This window comes from Siminovitchia sp. FSL H7-0308 (assembly GCF_037980985.1).
In the GTDB taxonomy this organism is placed as follows: Bacteria; Bacillota; Bacilli; order Bacillales; family Bacillaceae_C; genus Siminovitchia; species Siminovitchia thermophila.
The window spans coordinates 2,219,079-2,236,210 of record NZ_CP150282.1; the positions used below are offsets into that span (position 1 = coordinate 2,219,079).

At 41.6% G+C, this 17,132-nt stretch carries 19 protein-coding genes; 3 read left to right on the forward strand and 16 right to left on the reverse strand.

What is annotated here, in order from left to right; genetic code table 11:
- Window positions 1–65 precede the first annotated feature (65 nt).
- Entirely contained in the window at window positions 66–1,280 is a 1,215-nt protein-coding gene (ylbJ, locus tag MHB50_RS10555) for a sporulation integral membrane protein YlbJ (RefSeq protein ID WP_340085247.1), read from the forward strand.
- A gap of 8 nt (window positions 1,281–1,288) precedes the next feature.
- Here ylbJ and coaD read toward each other — a convergent pair whose 3' ends face one another.
- The 10 genes from coaD to MHB50_RS10605 all read right to left on the reverse strand — a co-directional run bounded on the left by coaD (window position 1,289) and on the right by MHB50_RS10605 (window position 8,278).
- Window positions 1,289–1,774, reverse strand: a complete 486-nt coding sequence (gene coaD, locus MHB50_RS10560; protein WP_077111020.1) for a pantetheine-phosphate adenylyltransferase — start codon at window positions 1,772–1,774, stop codon at window positions 1,289–1,291.
- The gene (rsmD, locus tag MHB50_RS10565) at window positions 1,771–2,334 is read right to left on the reverse strand and encodes a 16S rRNA (guanine(966)-N(2))-methyltransferase RsmD (protein WP_340085248.1); all 564 of its coding nucleotides are present in this window, start codon (window positions 2,332–2,334) and stop codon (window positions 1,771–1,773) included. The genes coaD and rsmD overlap by 4 nt, the downstream gene beginning before the upstream one ends.
- A gap of 283 nt (window positions 2,335–2,617) precedes the next feature.
- Window positions 2,618–3,985 (reverse strand): stalk domain-containing protein, encoded by a 1,368-nt coding sequence (locus tag MHB50_RS10570; protein WP_340085249.1) that lies wholly within the window; start codon window positions 3,983–3,985, stop codon window positions 2,618–2,620.
- A gap of 96 nt (window positions 3,986–4,081) precedes the next feature.
- Window positions 4,082–4,357 (reverse strand): YlbG family protein, encoded by a 276-nt coding sequence (locus MHB50_RS10575; RefSeq protein ID WP_077111015.1) that lies wholly within the window; start codon window positions 4,355–4,357, stop codon window positions 4,082–4,084.
- 19 nt (window positions 4,358–4,376) lie between these two features.
- Window positions 4,377–4,823 (reverse strand): YlbF family regulator, encoded by a 447-nt coding sequence (locus MHB50_RS10580; RefSeq protein ID WP_077111013.1) that lies wholly within the window; start codon window positions 4,821–4,823, stop codon window positions 4,377–4,379.
- 53 nt (window positions 4,824–4,876) lie between these two features.
- Window positions 4,877–5,260: a hypothetical protein gene (locus MHB50_RS10585; RefSeq protein WP_139345599.1), complete on the reverse strand. Its 384-nt coding sequence runs from the start codon at window positions 5,258–5,260 to the stop codon at window positions 4,877–4,879.
- Window positions 5,261–5,351: 91 nt separating this feature from the next.
- The gene (locus MHB50_RS10590) at window positions 5,352–5,588 is read right to left on the reverse strand and encodes a YlbE-like family protein (RefSeq protein ID WP_077111009.1); all 237 of its coding nucleotides are present in this window, start codon (window positions 5,586–5,588) and stop codon (window positions 5,352–5,354) included.
- A 17-nt stretch (window positions 5,589–5,605) separates the two neighbouring features.
- Entirely contained in the window at window positions 5,606–6,007 is a 402-nt protein-coding gene (locus MHB50_RS10595) for a YlbD family protein (RefSeq protein ID WP_340085250.1), read from the reverse strand.
- Between the two features lie 80 nt (window positions 6,008–6,087).
- Window positions 6,088–7,188 carry a CAP domain-containing protein gene (locus tag MHB50_RS10600; protein ID WP_340085251.1) on the reverse strand — a complete coding sequence of 367 codons (1,101 nt, stop codon included), beginning with the start codon at window positions 7,186–7,188 and terminating at the stop codon, window positions 6,088–6,090.
- A gap of 655 nt (window positions 7,189–7,843) precedes the next feature.
- The gene (locus tag MHB50_RS10605) at window positions 7,844–8,278 is read right to left on the reverse strand and encodes a CBS domain-containing protein (protein WP_077111002.1); all 435 of its coding nucleotides are present in this window, start codon (window positions 8,276–8,278) and stop codon (window positions 7,844–7,846) included.
- A gap of 171 nt (window positions 8,279–8,449) precedes the next feature.
- On the opposite strand from MHB50_RS10605, the gene MHB50_RS10610 reads away from it, so the two are divergent.
- Window positions 8,450–8,809: a YugN family protein gene (locus MHB50_RS10610; RefSeq protein ID WP_077111000.1), complete on the forward strand. Its 360-nt coding sequence runs from the start codon at window positions 8,450–8,452 to the stop codon at window positions 8,807–8,809.
- A gap of 1,371 nt (window positions 8,810–10,180) precedes the next feature.
- Window positions 10,181–11,230 (forward strand): sporulation integral membrane protein YtvI, encoded by a 1,050-nt coding sequence (ytvI, locus tag MHB50_RS10615; RefSeq protein ID WP_077111028.1) that lies wholly within the window; start codon window positions 10,181–10,183, stop codon window positions 11,228–11,230.
- Between the two features lie 348 nt (window positions 11,231–11,578).
- Here the strand turns inward: ytvI and MHB50_RS10620 are convergent, their stop codons facing one another.
- The 6 genes from MHB50_RS10620 to coxB form a co-directional block, all read right to left on the reverse strand.
- Window positions 11,579–12,040: a DUF420 domain-containing protein gene (locus MHB50_RS10620; RefSeq protein WP_077110998.1), complete on the reverse strand. Its 462-nt coding sequence runs from the start codon at window positions 12,038–12,040 to the stop codon at window positions 11,579–11,581.
- Between the two features lie 62 nt (window positions 12,041–12,102).
- On the reverse strand, window positions 12,103–13,026 hold the full coding sequence (ctaG, locus tag MHB50_RS10625) for a cytochrome c oxidase assembly factor CtaG (RefSeq protein WP_077110996.1): 924 nt from the start codon (window positions 13,024–13,026) through the stop codon (window positions 12,103–12,105).
- A gap of 141 nt (window positions 13,027–13,167) precedes the next feature.
- A complete protein-coding gene (gene ctaF / locus MHB50_RS10630; protein ID WP_077110995.1) occupies window positions 13,168–13,500 on the reverse strand; it encodes a cytochrome c oxidase subunit IVB in 333 nt (110 codons plus the stop codon).
- Window positions 13,501–13,503: 3 nt separating this feature from the next.
- Window positions 13,504–14,133 (reverse strand): cytochrome c oxidase subunit 3, encoded by a 630-nt coding sequence (locus MHB50_RS10635; protein WP_077110993.1) that lies wholly within the window; start codon window positions 14,131–14,133, stop codon window positions 13,504–13,506.
- Entirely contained in the window at window positions 14,133–15,998 is a 1,866-nt protein-coding gene (ctaD, locus tag MHB50_RS10640; protein WP_340085252.1) for a cytochrome c oxidase subunit I, read from the reverse strand. The genes MHB50_RS10635 and ctaD overlap by 1 nt, the downstream gene beginning before the upstream one ends.
- 29 nt (window positions 15,999–16,027) lie before the next feature.
- Window positions 16,028–17,107, reverse strand: coding sequence for a cytochrome c oxidase subunit II (coxB, locus tag MHB50_RS10645; RefSeq protein WP_077110990.1), 1,080 nt, complete (start codon window positions 17,105–17,107; stop codon window positions 16,028–16,030).
- Between the last annotated feature and the right edge of the window lie 25 nt (window positions 17,108–17,132).

Below are 17,132 nucleotides of genomic sequence, written 5' to 3' on the forward strand. Positions count from 1 at the left end.
TGGTCTAAATGAACAGCCTATGAGTATATTGATTATGTAGGGACGTTGGACAGGGAGGTCATGAATTGAGTTTATCAAAAATAAAAACGATCTTACTCGCCGCAAGCATTTCATGCATGGCTGCTTCCATGATCCTACTGCCGGAAAAATCATTTGAAGCTTCCGTTCGGGGATTAAATATGTGGTGGGAAATTGTCTTTCCATCCCTTTTTCCTTTTTTTGTACTCTCCGAATTACTGATCGGATTCGGAGTCGTTAAATTTGTAGGAATATTACTTGAGCCTTTCATGCGCCCATTATTTAGAGTCCCCGGAGTGGGTGGATTTGCCTGGGCGATGGGGATGGCTTCCGGCTTTCCGGCAGGAGCAAAAATTACTGCCCGACTGCGTCAAGAAGGCCAGTTAACCAGGGGCGAAGCCGAACGGCTCGTATCATTTACAAATTGTTCCAGTCCCCTTTTTATTTTTGGAGCAGTATCGGTTGGCTTCTTTCACAACCCGAAACTGGGGATTATGTTGGCAGCGGCTCATTACTTTAGTAATTTTTGTGTCGGTGTAATCATGAGAGGATACGGTAAAAAAGAAACGAAGCCGAAGCAGTATAAAAGAGCATCCACGCGCCCCATTTTTGCCCAAGCACTGTCCGCATTGCATCACACAAGGCTTAAAAATAAAAAGCCAATCGGCAAGCTAGTTGGAGACGCGGTTATCACATCTATCAACACACTGCTCATGATTGGCGGGTTTATCATTCTGTTTTCAGTGCTTAATAAGCTGTTGTTTCATCTTCATATTACATTGTTTCTGGCAAAAATCGCCAAAGTACTATTATTATTTTTCCAACTGCCGACTGACTTGAGCATTCCTTTGATTGCCGGGCTATTTGAAATCACGATCGGAAACCAAATGGCAAGTCAAGCAGTGGATGCAGGCCTGATGTATCAAGTCGTAATGGCCAGCTTTATTTTGGGTTTCAGCGGGTTCAGTGTTCAAGCGCAAGTTGCCAGTATACTGGCGCAAACAGATATTCGCTTTCTGCCGTTTTTCATTGCCCGCATCATGCAAGGGTTTATATCCGGATTGTTTACATTCCTTTTATGGATTCCCTTTGAACAAAGATTTTTAATACACTCATCAGCCATACCGGCATTTTTGCAATTCCAAGTTAATTGGTGGGAAAAAGCATTGGCTTGGCTTAGCCATATCGGACCGATTAGTACAATCCTCCTATTGATCGTTGGAATCGGTTTTTACTTGCACAAGATGAGAACAGCAAATTAAGCATCTTTTCACTTTTGCAAAAACTTTTCTTTCAGCGCTTTTTCAACTTGTGCCGGAACCAAATCCGAGATATTCGCACCGTATTTCGCAACTTCTTTGACGATGCTGGAACTTAAAAAAGAATATTGACTATTTGTCATAACGAAAAACGTTTCGATGTTTTCATCCAGCACCCTGTTCATAGATGTAATTTGCATTTCATATTCAAAGTCGGAAACGGCCCTTAAGCCTCTTACAATAGCGCTTGCACCAACGCCCTTTGCATAATCGACAAGCAGGCCGTTAAAGGAATCGACTTTCACATTATGTATTTCTTTCGTTACTTGCTGCAATAACGCTGTTCTTTCTTCTGTAGAAAATAATGGGCGTTTGGAAGAATTGCTTAAAACAACGACACTTACTTCATCAAATACTTTCGCCGCCCGGCGAATGATATCCAAATGCCCGTTTGTAACGGGATCAAAACTTCCCGGACATACTGCGATTCTCTTCATTCTGATTCCCCCTCTTTCGTATATAACGACAAACCGCTCATCCCATAATCAGTATGTTTTGCTTGTATGAGCTTTCCGACCGATGCGGGAAGCTTTACCTCTGGATCATGTTCACAAATAATAGAGCCCGCTTCTTTTAATAATGAATGTTTATCGATCTCTTCAAGCAATGCGGCAATTTTTTGCTTTTGATATGGAGGATCAATAAAAATGACATCAAACTGCAAGCCTCTCTTTGTGACAGCTTTTAAAGCCCTTCTTGCATCATTTTGATATATCTCGCATTGATCATCAAAACCACATAAAGATATGTTCGTTTTAACCGTTTGCACGGCAAATTTATTGCTATCTATAAAGATGACCCGATCAAGTCCCCGGCTTAACGCTTCCAGACCGAGCCCACCGCTTCCGGCATATAAATCAAGCCCAAGTCCTCCATTAAAATAGGGACCAATCCAGTTAAAAATGGTCTCTTTCATTTTATCAGTCGTCGGTCTCGTTGATGTTCCCGGAACCGCTTTTAACCTTCTACCTTTACAACTGCCAGATATTATCCTCATATTCGTCACCATTCGCTGTTTTCATACTTTTTTATACTAACACAAAAAAAATGGACAAGCTACCTGTAAAAGCTTTTACAAGTAAGAACCTGCAAGCAATTTATGTATAAAACTTTCCCAACAGGCGATAATATGAATAACAACATCGCAGCAGATGTTGTTGCCAACCGCGGAGAAGACTTACGTTTCCCCATAAGTTCTTCCTCCGGTTTCTCCTCTCCCTTTGCCTTCTATCCGCCAAGGCGGAAAATAGAAGGACCCTGCAGAATTTCTGCAGGGTTTTTTATTGCAATTTGATTTTATTGTCTGCTTCAAAAAGCCTGATGCCAAAGACAAGTGAGACCACCTCGGTATGGATATATGTTTCTGATCCCATTAATAGAAAGGGATTGCTTGAAAGACCAAATGGGCGCCCATTTTTATAGAAGATTTTTTTTCCGTAATAAAACTCAAAAGTATCATCTCCCCTTTTCATCACCGCTTGATCTGGCCCCGGCTGTACTGTAAACCCGAGCTGCTCAGCAAGTGGAAAGAAGGAAATGTACGGCTGTTCATTGTGATACAAGATTGATACGTTATCCGCCTGTACCTCATGAATCAAAATCGGCCTTGCATCCACTGCAAAAAATGGGATAAAAGCTTTCGTTTCCTCCTCATTTAATGCAAAAAAATTTGTCTTTCTGCCTGTTTCTTCCCATATATGAGCGTCCAACCGACGTGCCGATATAGCCGTTTTATCAGACAGAACTTTCGACAGCCAACGCTCAACACCCTCTTTTTGCAATTCTCGTTCCAACTCAAGATACATGCTTTGAGCTTTTTTACTGCCGTAAGGACGCTCTAAAAAAGCTGAAATGATCACATCGAGCAACCACTCTTGATTCTTTTCCATAGAAATTGTTTTCGCAACCATTGCCGGCAAAATGGCTTCTTCCTCGGGAACCAGGATCAGGTCGTCAAAATCCTGAAGTTTTTTCGCTTTTTTTGTAACAATTGCCACCAGCTTCCCCTTGCCATTCAAATTACTTAACTTTGAAAAATCCGCCGATACATTGCTTTCCGAATAAACCGTTACATACTGATCCTTATAAAGTTCATGCATCTCATTCGCATTCCAATAAAGAGCCGGACTTTTCTGGTTTGTCTCAAACACATAATAATCGATGGCATTCATTTTTCTCTTGCCTACAGAATCGGCCGCTGCCACCCACTCCCCTTGCCGCCATTTTTCGTCCGTAAGCTGAATTCGGGTGGAATGGCGAGAGATATTTTGAACTTCAAACAGCCAGTTGTCCAGCACAAAATGACTCGGGCTTTTAAAGGATGGAAGCCGGTATGTAAAAGAAATCGTTTCTTCTTCACCAATAGCGATTTTTGTATTTTCCTGATTCAGCCAAATACACGATTGATGGCGGCTGCTTGTACAAGAAAAAGAATCCAGATTTGTGGGCTTGCGCATTTCATAGCTGCCTTCAGGAATATGTTTGATTGATTGCTCTATTTGAAAGTGATCCTGCATATGCCGGACCACCACGTTTTGTTCGACTTTTTCTCCCCCGGAAAACGTTGAAATGGGCTTCCATTGAAAAAAAAGCAGGCCACATATGGAAAGGATCAGTATGAAAACAGTCGGCCAGACAAGTTTAGACATCGCGTCAAATCTCCCCGTCACAAGAAATACTTATTAGTCCATCTTGTATATTTCTCTCTATTTTAAAAGACGGCCTTTTACCGGGCCGCCTTTTTATTAAAGACCAATTCGATAATCATATTCTTTTGCTTTATCCGGTTTGGCATTTTCAAACTCTGTCTTTAAGTATGGCTTGTATGATGGCTCCACTTTCTTTACAAACTGAAACTGCCGCAACTTGTCCGAAATAAGTTCCAAATCTTCCTGGTTGCAATAAAGAACGGCATACTTCATTCTCTTGGAGACATAATGTATATTCCCAAATCGTTTTAACGCCTTTATATTTTTCGTATGGGTCAGCCATACAATTAATCCTTGCTTCTTTATAAACATTTATGATCCCCTTTAGCTCTTAGGCAGAACAGCCGCAGCCGCCGCCAGTACCGCAACCACCGCCGCAAGCAGCACCTGTTTCAAAAAAAGGATTGCCCGTTGCCACCTTGATATTGGCGGAGACTGCTTTTCCAATTAACATGCTTATTTCATCCAAAATAGATTGGATTTCATTTTCCGCTTTCCGGAAATTAGCCACATTTTCATCCAAATCCATATCTCTTTTTAATTCGCGAACCTTTCTCATCACCTGTTTATAATCAGGATGATAACGTCCAAAGCGTTGAACATCTTCGTACACTTCTTTCATTTTCACGAAAGCCTCTATCTTTGCTTTCGTCCTTCCATCTTGATGCAATTTATGATAATAAAACCGGTACTTATCGGCGATGTCAGTGGCATTGATCATGTTCCCAAGCATCTCGGCTGTTTCAATAATTTTGACTCTTTCAAGTGTTGCAAGCAAACGGTCCACCTCCACACTCATTTTACCATGTTTTTATTTGCTATGCGACTGCGTTATTGAATTGTCACCGAAAACTGCTCGCTTAAGCCGACAGGTTCATCATGGTCATTTACAATTTCTATTTTAATGTCATGTACACCTTTGGGCAAATCTTTGACGATAAAAGCAGCCGATTCGTGTTCGCTGTGAAATGTTCCGTTCATGTATAATCGAGCTTTCCCCTTATTTTTTGCCTCCGACTGATTGGAAAATGAAATGGACGGTGCAAAACATTCGATCATGAGTGTATTCCCTTTTAAAATTCGATGAACCGTGAAGGTTTTTTGCTTTGTGCTTTCCTCCGAAGCCCTTGCATTCATTGATTCCGGCTCAGGCAATTTTTGGGCACAGCCGCTGGCAAGCAAAAATACAATGAAACAAATCGCCAATATTTTCAATGTCATCACTCCTTGACCATAGCTTTTCTCCAAACAAGAGGCTTCATGCAAAAAAATAAAGAACACATGGACTTTCATTCACATGTGTTCTTTACTTAGTATTCATTGCTTGGAGCATGCCCATAAACATGTTTGCCATTTGCACTCCCTGTGAAAATTTTTCCACTTGATGAGGAATCGTTTTTTTAAAATAATGGAGGGAGGCGATTTCAAATTGCTCCAATTGTTTTGGATCTCTGGACAATGTTCGATACCATCGAGGCTGTTCCCGGATAAATTGTTTTAATTCATGATTTGCATAAATATATTGCAAAACATCGGCTCTCATCCGTTCTCCTCCTTGCGTCAGTCTTTTCTAAAAGCAAATGGATCGCGGGGTGCCTCTTGTGCCGGGTCGTTTTGTTGCTGGCTACTTCCTTGAAATTGAGAGAGCAGGCCTTGGATCGCACCTATCGCTTGGCTTAGGTTATCAATATGATATTGCATTTGATTGGCATCCATTTTTTTCAAAAGACCGGAAAAATGAGTAAACCATTTTTTTACATCATCCTTGGTTTCGGTTGTTTCAGCCGTTTTTCCATTTTTATATTTTTCCCATTTGGGGTCATCCCCACCGAGCAAGTACCACTCCTCATATAGCTCCTGCCATGTACTTTCCTCTGCTCTTACCAGTTTGACAAGGTTCGGATGCTCTCTTACAAATTGCTTAAATTGTTCGACTGACGGGTGAAGTTTTTTCCTTGTCATCCCTCAATCACCTCAAATGACTCGATTATCCGTCACTTCATGTATATGTTTGATCATATATAATGCCACTGGGTTCCCTTTTATTTTTTACGCACAAAGTTTTGGGTATAATTTTTTTGATAAACACCCACCCCGATATGCTTAACATCTTTATCCAAAAGCGGCTTTCTATGATTTTCCGAATTCAGCCACCCTTCAAATGCTGCCGGTCCGTCAATATAATCTGCGGCAATATTCTCTGCTGCTGATTGAAACTCAACCTTTCCTTCGTTCAACCGCTTTTCCAAGTCGCCGTATTTGGGCGACTCATGGTCAAAATAATCGTTTAAATTCATATCTTTACTATGGCCATAAGCAACGCTTGAAATCTCTTCATCCCACGTTAATGTGTCCAGTCCAAACCTCTTTCGAAAAATATTCGTTATATCGTATATTTGGCGCTCGCTTCCCCTTTCAATTGCTGCCCATTCCTCGTCATCAGGTTCTTCGCTCTGGGGCCCATCTCCTCTGTAAACAAGCTCGTACGACCTTTGGGCAACGAGTGTGTCCTGATCAAGAAAGCGGACACTAAACAGCTTGCCGGTAAACTTATCAACGGACAGTTGGGCGAAAATATCCCCTAGCTGAATAAGCGGCCTCATATTTAAGTCTTCTTCTGAAAGCTCAAGCCGATAAGTTCCATTTTCAGAAGTGACCACAATCTCTGTTTCCAGCATTGTCGTACGGTAAATATCTTCGACCGGCTGGCCTATTTTGTAAGGGGAAACATCTAATTGATCACCTAAAACGTATAATGTAACAATAATGCCATCTCGGACTCCCACTTGCATATATTTATGGGCCTGATCATTGTACACCCACCATTCATAATCATAGGCGGAAGGTTCTTTCCTGTCTGGTTTACCGTGAACTTCCAGCAATTGATTGGCGGGCTTTCCAATATAGGAACCCAATCCGCTTTCAGGCTGAGTTTCAGAACCCGGAATATTTTGATCGGGAATGTTTTCTTCATTATCTTTGGAAGGAAGCATATACGTATTATCTTTTAAGGGGCCTGTTTGTTCGGGAGAATATATATAAAAGCTGATAAACAAGAAGAAGCCAGCCAAAATAAATATTCTGAATAACGTACGCAGCTTTTCTCCTCCTTCCCGAATACTCTTTTCATGATTCGTTTTCATTATACCACTTCCTACTGCATGTACAATAAACTACAGCAAGAAAAACCCTGAAATTCAGGGTTTTTGAAAAGGAAAGTATACATGAATGATAAGTATTCGTCAGAATGAGTAAAGCGTGTCCTTAATGTGCGGGCCAAACTGCTCTAATTGAGACGAAGACAGCACCGATGAAGCCTGCGAAATATAGAGCACTCGTCCAGCCAATGATGAGACTTGTCACGCCGACTAATGACTGTTGACGTATAGGTCGCTAGTAAGCCGATTGAGGCAGGACTGCGTCGATTGAAGCCCGTTGACCTAAATAGGCCGCTAGTTCAGCCGAAAGACGGGCCTGCGGCGATTGAGACCCCAATGAACAGGACAGGCTTCAAGCAACCGATGAGGCAGGACGCGCCAGTTAAAGCGGCGACAAAACATGGATAATCATCCCTCCAAGAGAAAGCGCAAGCTTTTTGGAGCATGACTGACTAAGCAACATCACTTAATGTCCCTGCTGCCTAGCTGGGCTGATTGGGAAAGCAATAGAAAGCTTCATACAATTTTTAGAGATATTTTCCTTGAATCGAGCAAGATGAGTAGCAACATCCATTCCCTTTTAGCTTGTCGATAGCAGTTCGCTTGCGTTTTTCTGTAAGCATCTTCGATTTTGATGAAATCAATGAATGGATTGTTCATCGTCCGGTTCGGATATTTCGGATAAAGCTGTTTTTGCTTGATTATCGGTCAAGTCGCGAACGGCCAGGTCACCGAGAGCAACGATTCCGACAAGCTCACCATTTTCAACAACAGGGAGTCTGCGAATTTGTTCTTTTGCCATTAGTCTCGCCGCTTCCTGCGTAGTCGTATCAGGTGTCACAGTAAATAAGTTCTCACTCATAATTTCTTCAACTTTAGAAGAAGGAGGATTTTTCTCAGCGATGCACCTAAGTACAATGTCACGATCCGTAATAATGCCTACAAGTCTTTTTCCTTCCACAATCGGGATTACACCAACATCCCATTCTTTCATTTTTACCGCAACTTCGTAAATATTATCTTTCAATGAACATGTCTCAACTTCATCCGTCATAATATCCCGGATAAGCGTCATGATGATACCTCCTCCTGAATCATTTTTTCATTACACTTTCATATGTTCACCAACAGTCCGCAAATTATACACAATTGTTACATACCTTTGTTGCAACTGAGCACTTTTTGGACTATTATAAAACATGGGGAATTACTCATTCGGCCTGATTATTTAGGAGGGATTGAAGATATGAAGTTTGAAGATACTGGTATTGAATCGATAAAAATTGATTTTAACCGTCTGGACGAAGTAATGAGCAAGCACAGAATGATTCTTGCGGGACAATGGGATTATGAACGGGCTACATATGATCATAAGTTCCAAATCAAAGAAGGTACATACTACTTACGCATCCCCGGCTATGCCGTTGAGGGAGATGTCGGTAGCCGCAAAGCAGTTATTCAATTGATGACGCCACTTCTTGGCAAACATTATTATCCTCATGGAGTAGAGTACGGGGACGATGAAGTATTTCCAAACCATCTTGTCAAGCAATGCAAGCAAATGCTTGATAACATCAAAAAAGATTTGGATATGTTTGCTGAGTAGGAGCTGGGACATAAGCAAATGCGAAATAGCAAAAACCGAACAATTCATTTATAATTGTTCGGTTTATTTGTGTAAAAAAATCCCTATCATCGCTACGTCAACATATTTCGCTTTCCGCAGGTCTCTTCAGCTTCCTCGGAAAGCAAAGGTCGCTTTCCTGCGGGATCTTCAGCTCGAGCCATTCCCGCAGGAGTCTACCTATTTTGACTACGCTAAAAGCTTGCGTATTGTACACTAGGACAATTTATCCCGCATGTAAGGTGCCGTAAGTACTCCCACTTCAAAATCTTGAGTGAATACAAAAGGTCCAAGTGGGAGAAAACGGCACCTAAATGCCCGATTCGTTCAACTAACATTCAGTAGGAGAGGGAAGAAAATCCCTACTGAATGAAGTTTCACTTTATCCCGCATGTAAGGTGCCGTAAGTACTCCCACTTCAAAATCTTGAGTGAATACAAAAAGTCTAAGTGGGAGATAACGGCACCTAAATGCCCGATTGGTTCAACTAACATTCAGTAGGAGAGGGAAGAAAATCCCTACTGAATGAAGTTTCACTTTATCCCGCATGTAAGGTGCCGTAAGACTCCCACTTCAAAATCTTGAGTGAATACAAAAGGTCCAAGTGGGAGAAAACGGCACCTAAATGCCCGATTGGTTCAACTAACATTCAGTAGGAGAGGGAAGAAAATCCCTACTGAATGAAGTTTCACTTTATCCCGCATGTAAGGTGCCGTAAGACTCCCACTTCAAAATCTTGAGTGAATACAAAAGGTCCAAGTGGGAGAAAACGGCACCTAAATGCCCGATTCGTTCAACTAACATTCAGTAGGAGAGGGAAGAAAACTCCTACTGAATTGTTTCAATTTGTTGTTTGTTTTTTAATCAGCTGATTTAGTTGTGTCCCAGACTATTTGTGCGTTAAGATGCCACACATGTATACGGGAAATGAAGTTGGCCACATTCATCCCGCCAAACAGGACACCCATGTAAGAAGTAGTAGTCAAGAAGGCTTCACAAAGCTTTGAAACAGCCTGCCGCCAAACAGGACTCCTCATGCGGCAAAACGAAGAGCAAGCAATCATATCTTGGATGTGGCGATTTTAGGTGCTTAATAAAAAAAGGATTTATTTGGAAATAATTAAGCTCGCAACATTTGTTCAGAGGGGGTTTATTCCTGCGCTAAGCTTCAATATATATTCAAAAGTTTGATGAAAGCGAGCAACAAGTCCCCTTCGCCACTTGGCAAACCCGATTGCCTGAGACTACGGTCCTGCACTTTTTTTGTTTTTGCCTGCATATTACTACCGAAAAGGCTGTGGACATTATATAATAAATTAAAATCATGAGAAAAGGAGAAGTATTTTGCGTGGAATGTTAAAAAGAAAATACGTGATTCTTGCTGCCGCCATGGTGATTCTTGGTTTGGCCGCGTTTTATATCCTTCCAGTATCTGTCCCACTGATCGCCGCATTGATTACTGCACTTTTGTTGGAGCCGCTCGTAAGAATGCTGCAATCAAAGTTTAAAATGAAAAGACATTATAACGTCATGATCGTTTTTACAGTATTTACACTTGTTATGGGGATTGGCATTTATTTCACAACAACGAAAGTCATCAGCCAAGGCGTTAAGCTTGTGGAAGATCTGCCGGAGTACGTGAACAATGTTTCGAGAATATGGTACCAATATGAAGAACAATTTAAAAACACCGCCCAAGCGCTACCAAAAGAAATGGTTCATGCCGTCACCCACGAAATAAACACTTTTTTGAACACGATTGTAACGAGCGTCATCAATTATATCAATATAGAAAATATCAGTAGTGCGTTATCATACATACCGAACTTTTTAGTAAGCTTTCTCGTATACTTGATCGCATTATTTCTGTTTATGTTGGATTTACCTAAAATACGAAATAGAATTTACCGTCATTTAACCGATCAAACTTCAGAAAAAGTAAATTTCATGACGAAAAGGATCTCAACGGTTGTTTTTGGTTTTTGCAAAGCGCAGTTTTTAGTCAGTTTGTTGATTCTGGGTGTTTCATTAATTGGCCTCTTAATCATTTCTCCCAAAACAGCCATTATTATGTCTATCATTATTTGGATCATTGATTTAATACCCATTATCGGTTCAATCGTCATACTGGCTCCATGGTCACTATATCACCTGTTAACAGGAAACGTCATTCTTGGTACACAACTGGCGGTTCTTGCAACCGTTTTGCTTATTATTAGACGAACAGTGGAACCAAAAGTGATGGGAACCCATATCGGTTTGTCGCCACTTGCAACCTTAATTGCCATGTATCTCGGTTTAAAGTTATTTGGCTTTCTTGGGTTTTTCATTGGACCGATGCTGCTCATCGTTTTCAAAACAGCACGAGAGGCCGAGATTATCAAATTAAACTTCAAAATATAAGATCTATTGCTCAATAGATTTTGGAGGAATAACCCAACCAAGGCGCTCATGTTAACTATCGTAGACAATGCTGCAGAACTCCAGGCAGGCTTCATGCGGCTTTTCTACGATTCATAAAATGGCGAGCCTGCTCGTTAATAAATACTCGCCGCCTATTTGAAGTGATATTCTGGTTTCCTTGGAGCGATGAGCTCCTTGAATATGTCTTGATTCCATCACCCTATAACCATTCTTGCATTTACCGCACAAGTTAAATCGTTTTTGCGCTCGCCCTTCTAGCAAAAGCGAAGATAGCCCATCTTTTATTTAAAAAAACATGCCAGGAATCCCCCTGGCATGTTTTTATGTTTAATTTCCCAATATTGCTTTGATAAGAGAAGTCGTTTCCCCACCCTCATATATCACATACAACAGTAAATAGACTATAACACCTGTTATTCCGGTTGCAAGCCATACAACACTTGAAAACGGCCCAATCTTACGATGAACATGCAGCCTGTCTTTAAAGCCGGTCCACAGAGAGATAATGCCAAGGACAGCACCTACAGTTGCCAAGGTAATATGAAAGAATAAGAAAACTGTGTAAAACAACTTTACTTCATCCGGACCCCCGAATGAAGTATTTCCTATAAATACTGTCCTTGATGAATAAATAGCAAAAAAGATTACGGCAAATACAGCTGCTGCTGTCATCATTTTTTGATGGGTTTCTAGTTCTCTTCTCTTGACTTTGGACCAGCCAATTGCTACTAGAACAGCACTTATAACGATACACACCGTACTGATTGTCGGTAACATTGGAACAGACATTATGCGATACCCTTCCTTATTTGTATATTGAATTGCTCCAGTACTTCCCGTCTTTATTTTAGTTAATCTGCGTGGCGGGGTTCCTGCTGAACAAGCGTTCCTGTTTCATCCACAGGTTCCGAATCAACTTGCTCTTTTTTATACCAATCAAAGAATACTTTTGCCAAGATGGTGGCGAGTACAATTTCCTGGATGATTTTCATTAATACGCCGCCTAATTGTTGGTCTTCCTTTGCTGGCATGTTTGTGAATAATTCTGGGCCACTGATGGTCAGCCCTTCCAAAGTTGACCCGGGCACACAGAGGGCCATCGACTTTAGCCATAATTCCCCATCAGTATAGGTCGCATACATTGCTTCGGGAGCAAATATAATGAGTCCGCATGCCGGTGTAAGGAGAACCGCATCCCCCAATATATAACCGATCTTTTTCAAGCCATGAAGCTGATTCTGCCCCGGCAGAGTATTGACTAAAGGCCACCATAGAAAAATGGCAAACACAAATAACATCACCGTATACGAAGCATGCAAAATGATATTCATTTTTACGAAATCCATTACAAGTGGAATATGATAAATCGAAAATAGCCCATTAAATCCAACTAGAGCGATAAGGGGCCTTGTAAAAAAGCGGAACATTGAACGAATCACTGGCAGTTCAATTACTTTTTCCCAAATCCAGTTCGGCACCCCCGCAATGAAAAGCGGTGGTATGACAAGGTAAAGAAATGCCATTTGCACCATATGAAAAGAAAACATGATATGCGCCATTAAGTCCACGGGAGAGCCCTTAATCACATAAAGGAGAACCATGCTTATGACAAAAATGATGCCTTCTTTTTTTTTCAGTGGTTCACTGTTGGCAAATTGGTCACGTTTCTTAACCGTCAAATAGAAAAAGGCGGCGATCAACAACAAAACAAAGATCAAAAAATACGGGCTCCAAAGAGCTCGAAATCCAAATATACTTAAAGCGCTAAAAGGCATTCGCCTTCACCTCTTTTGTAGAATACGTTTCCTTCTACTTTTCATTATACGTTTACCTACTTTCCGGTTCAATGATGGCGATTGACAAGTTCATGACAAAACAAATGAAAAGCCAGCCGAAAGTTTCGACTGGCTCTCCTATTACCACCATACAATCGTGACGAAGCCTAAAATGGTTACAAAACCAATAATGACTCCCCCATATATAAATAATTGAACCGCTTCATGTCCTTTTTCATTCATATGCATGAAATAATACAATTGGAAAATAACTTGCACCAATGCGAGCAAAAGAATGAACGGGATGACAAACCATTTGTCAAATCCTGCTGCCACTGCCCCAAATGCCACCAATGTCAGAAAAATTGAAATGGCAAAAGAAATTACTTGATGGCGCATGGCTTCCTTGTTTCTTTTTTTGCGGTACTCATAATCAACGCGTGCATTTCCTGAATTCATGTATTGATCTTCCATACGTTATCCCACCATTCCCATTAAATAAACGACAGTGAAGATAAATACCCAGACTACGTCAATAAAGTGCCAGTAAATACTTGCCAGGTAAAACTTTGGCGCATTATAAAGGCTGAGTCCACGTTTTCTGTTTCTGATCAGCAATGCTGCAATCCAGCCAAGTCCAAACACTACGTGTCCTCCGTGGAATCCAACAAGTGTATAGAAAGCCGAGCTGAAAGCACTGCTTGTGAAACCAAATCCTAACTCTGTCGTATAATGCCAAAACTCATAAATTTCTAAAGCAAAGAATCCTAAGCCCAATAAAAGCGTGATGATAAACCATAACTGCATCTTTTTATAATTAAAGTTCCGCAAATGGTAAATGGCATACACACTTGTTACCGAACTAGTGAGTAACAGCATCGTCATGGCAAATGCAAGCGGTAAACCGAAGACTTCGGACGAGGTCAAGCCTCCGCTGGCTGGGACCTTATCCTTCAGTGCCAAATATGTCGCGAAAAAGGACGCAAATAATACGGTTTCGCCCCCAAGAAAGAACCAGAGGCCCAAAAACTTATTTTTACCCTCCAGAGTGGCCCGTTCAGGCAACTCGGGCCATGTTTCTGGAGTAAATTGCTGTTCAACATGCATTATGCCTTAACCCCCTTCTCATCTTCCAACAACTCTGCTTTCGGAATATGATAGCCATGATCATCTTTCAGGGAGCGCACAAGCATGGATCCAAAGGCGATAGCCAAACCAATGATTAATACTGGTATTCCCCAAGCATGTTCCTGATTGTAAATGGCTCCAAAGGAAGCAACGAAGAAACCTAAAGAGATCATAAATGGAATAAATGAACCATTTGGCATATGAATGTCTCCTACAGGCTCAGCTGGAGTCATTTCTGTTTTTCCATCCATTTTCTCAAGCCAGTAAGCGTCAAGTCCGCGAACGAGCGGGAGTTGTTTAAAGTTATAATATGGCGGTGGTGAAGGAATTGCCCATTCGATAGAACGGCCGTCACCCCAAGGGTCATTTGCAACAGATTCATTTTTAATAGCAGTGATCACAACGTTAATGAGTAAAACCACAACGGCTACGCCCATTGTCAAAGCTCCGATAGAACTAATCATGTTTCCAGTCTCTAATCCTTGTCCGTCAAGGAATGTAAAGACTCTTCGCGGCATCCCCATTAGACCAAGGAAATGCTGGATGAAGAATGTTAGATGGAATCCGATGACAAATAAGATACATGTGATTTTCCCTAAAGTCTCATTTAACATGTGTCCAAAAAGCTTTGGCCAGTAAAAATGAACGGCAGCAAAAATACCGAATACGACTCCACCAACAATGACATAGTGGAAGTGGGCCACGATAAAGTAGGTGTCATGGTATTGGTAGTCGGCTGGAGCTGCAGCCTGCATGATTCCAGTCACTCCACCCATTACGAATGAAGGAATGAACGCAGCCGCCCATAGCATTGGTGTTGTAAATTTAATGCTTCCGCCCCACATTGTTAATAGCCAGTTAAAGATTTTAATACCTGTCGGAACCGCAATTGCCATCGTCGCAACAGCAAAGATTGCATTGGCGATATTACCTAATCCAACTGTAAACATATGGTGAGCCCACACCATGAAGCCAAGGAATCCGATTAGAACGGTAGCGAATACCATTGACGAATATCCAAATAATCTTTTTCTTGAAAAGGTCGAGATCACTTCCGAGAAAATCCCGAAAGCAGGCAAAATCAAGATATATACTTCCGGATGTCCAAAGATCCAGAAGAAGTGTTCCCAAATAATAGTGTTCCCTCCGGCAGCTACATTAAAGAATTGAGAGCCAAACAGTCTGTCAAATGTAAGCAAGAACAATGCAACTGTCAGCGGCGGGAATGCAAACAAAATAAGTGCTGAAGTAATAAATGTTGTCCATGTGAACATTGGCATTCTCATGTAAGTCATTCCTGGCGCACGCATGTTGATAATCGTGACCAAGAAGTTAATTCCCCCCATGAGTGTTCCAAACCCGGAAATTTGAATTCCGGTAGCATAGAAATCTGTACCATGGGTTGCGGAGTTCATCGCAAGTGATGCATAAGAAGTCCAACCAGCTTCTGGTGCGCCTCCTAAAAACCAAGAGACGTTGACCAATAATCCTCCAAAAATGAACAGCCATAGTCCAAGAGCATTCAAAAACGGGAATGCCACGTCCCGCGCCCCAATTTGGAGAGGCATAATGGCGTTCATAAATCCAATCAAGATCGGCATGGCGGCAAAGAAGATCATCGTTGTCCCATGCATGGTCATCATTTCATTAAACGTTCCAGCACTTACAAAGTCATTGTTAGGAACTGCGAGCTGGATACGAATAATCATGGCTTCGATTCCGCCAAGGAGGAAGAAGAAAAATCCTGCGCCAAAATATAAGATACCAACTTTTTTATGGTCGACAGTCGTTAAATAATCCCATAAAACGGCACCGAAACCTCTTTTTTGAGCAATAGTACTCACAGAGATAAACCTCCCTTATTTTAAAGTCGTCATTCTTGAACCTTTAATTCCATTAAATAGGCAGCCAAAGCATCCAATTCTTCATCAGATAATGCTGGATAAGTGCCCGTCATTTTATTGCCCGGTTTCACTTTCTCAGGATCCTTCAGCCATTCCTTCAAGTTTTCCTCGTTATGGTCAAGGATACCGGCAATTCTTTCGCGTTCAGCAAACCCGGCCAAATTTGGTGCTGTTCTCGCTTGAGCCGGTGCTTCGTTGCTCGGGGAGATAGCATGGCATGTGATACAACTTTGTTGAAAAATTTCTTCTCCCTGTTGCGCAAGTTCTGTAGTTGGAGCAGGTTCTTTGGCGTCTTGCATATCTGCCACCCATTTTTCAAAATCTTGCTGAGGCAACGCTTTTACCTTGAAGTCCATTAATGCGTGGGAAGGACCGCATAGCTCGGCACACTTGCCGTAAAAGACATTTTCTGCTTTTTCCGCTTTTTTGCCGTCAACAATCAACCAAAACTTGTTTTCGTTTTCAGGGTTTGTATCCAGCTTTCCTCCCAGTGGCGGAATCCAAAACGAGTGTTTTACATCTGCGGCTTTTACTTTGAAATAAACTTTCTCGTCAGTCGGAATCACCAAGTCCTGGCTTGTTACGATGCCAAGATCAGGATATTCAAATTCCCACCAGTACAAATGGGCACGCACATTGACAACCAATGCCTCCCTGTTTCCATCCTCATCCTTCTTGTTAATTGCGGATACATCGCCTTGGCTAAATGTAATGGCAACCGTAGGAACGGCGAGAATCAGCAACAAGACAATTGGAATAACAGTCCAGACGATTTCCAATGTATGACTGCCTTCGACCTGTTTAGGGATTTTATTTTCTTCCCCTTTCCGGCGACGGAAACGAATAATGGCAAAAGTAAAAATGATTACTACAACGACGATTACCAATGTCATGATCCCCAAACTTAACAGAATGAGATCATATTGTTGCTTGGCAATTTTACCCGCTGGTACCAGTGCGGATACAAAAGGCTCGCCGCAGCCTGAAAGAACGAGCGCCAACATCGCAAACACCGATAAAAGGCGCCACTTATGCAGCCATTGTTTCATAATTCTACTAACCCCTCTTTCGTTA

Coding starts and splice junctions, on each gene's coding strand:
- coaD (WP_077111020.1), bottom strand. CDS start 1,774: ATGAAGAGAATCGCAGTATGTCCGGGAAGTTTTGATCCCGTTACAAAC.
- rsmD (WP_340085248.1), bottom strand. CDS start 2,334: ATGAGGATAATATCTGGCAGTTGTAAAGGTAGAAGGTTAAAAGCGGTT.
- MHB50_RS10570 (WP_340085249.1), bottom strand. CDS start 3,985: ATGTCTAAACTTGTCTGGCCGACTGTTTTCATACTGATCCTTTCCATA.
- MHB50_RS10575 (WP_077111015.1), bottom strand. CDS start 4,357: ATGTTTATAAAGAAGCAAGGATTAATTGTATGGCTGACCCATACGAAA.
- MHB50_RS10590 (WP_077111009.1), bottom strand. CDS start 5,588: ATGAGAGCCGATGTTTTGCAATATATTTATGCAAATCATGAATTAAAA.
- MHB50_RS10595 (WP_340085250.1), bottom strand. CDS start 6,007: ATGACAAGGAAAAAACTTCACCCGTCAGTCGAACAATTTAAGCAATTT.
- MHB50_RS10600 (WP_340085251.1), bottom strand. CDS start 7,188: ATGAAAACGAATCATGAAAAGAGTATTCGGGAAGGAGGAGAAAAGCTG.
- MHB50_RS10605 (WP_077111002.1), bottom strand. CDS start 8,278: ATGACGCTTATCCGGGATATTATGACGGATGAAGTTGAGACATGTTCA.
- MHB50_RS10610 (WP_077111000.1), top strand. CDS start 8,450: ATGAAGTTTGAAGATACTGGTATTGAATCGATAAAAATTGATTTTAAC.
- ytvI (WP_077111028.1), top strand. CDS start 10,181: ATGTTAAAAAGAAAATACGTGATTCTTGCTGCCGCCATGGTGATTCTT.
- MHB50_RS10620 (WP_077110998.1), bottom strand. CDS start 12,040: ATGTCTGTTCCAATGTTACCGACAATCAGTACGGTGTGTATCGTTATA.
- ctaG (WP_077110996.1), bottom strand. CDS start 13,026: ATGCCTTTTAGCGCTTTAAGTATATTTGGATTTCGAGCTCTTTGGAGC.
- ctaF (WP_077110995.1), bottom strand. CDS start 13,500: ATGGAAGATCAATACATGAATTCAGGAAATGCACGCGTTGATTATGAG.
- MHB50_RS10635 (WP_077110993.1), bottom strand. CDS start 14,133: ATGCATGTTGAACAGCAATTTACTCCAGAAACATGGCCCGAGTTGCCT.
- coxB (WP_077110990.1), bottom strand. CDS start 17,107: ATGAAACAATGGCTGCATAAGTGGCGCCTTTTATCGGTGTTTGCGATG.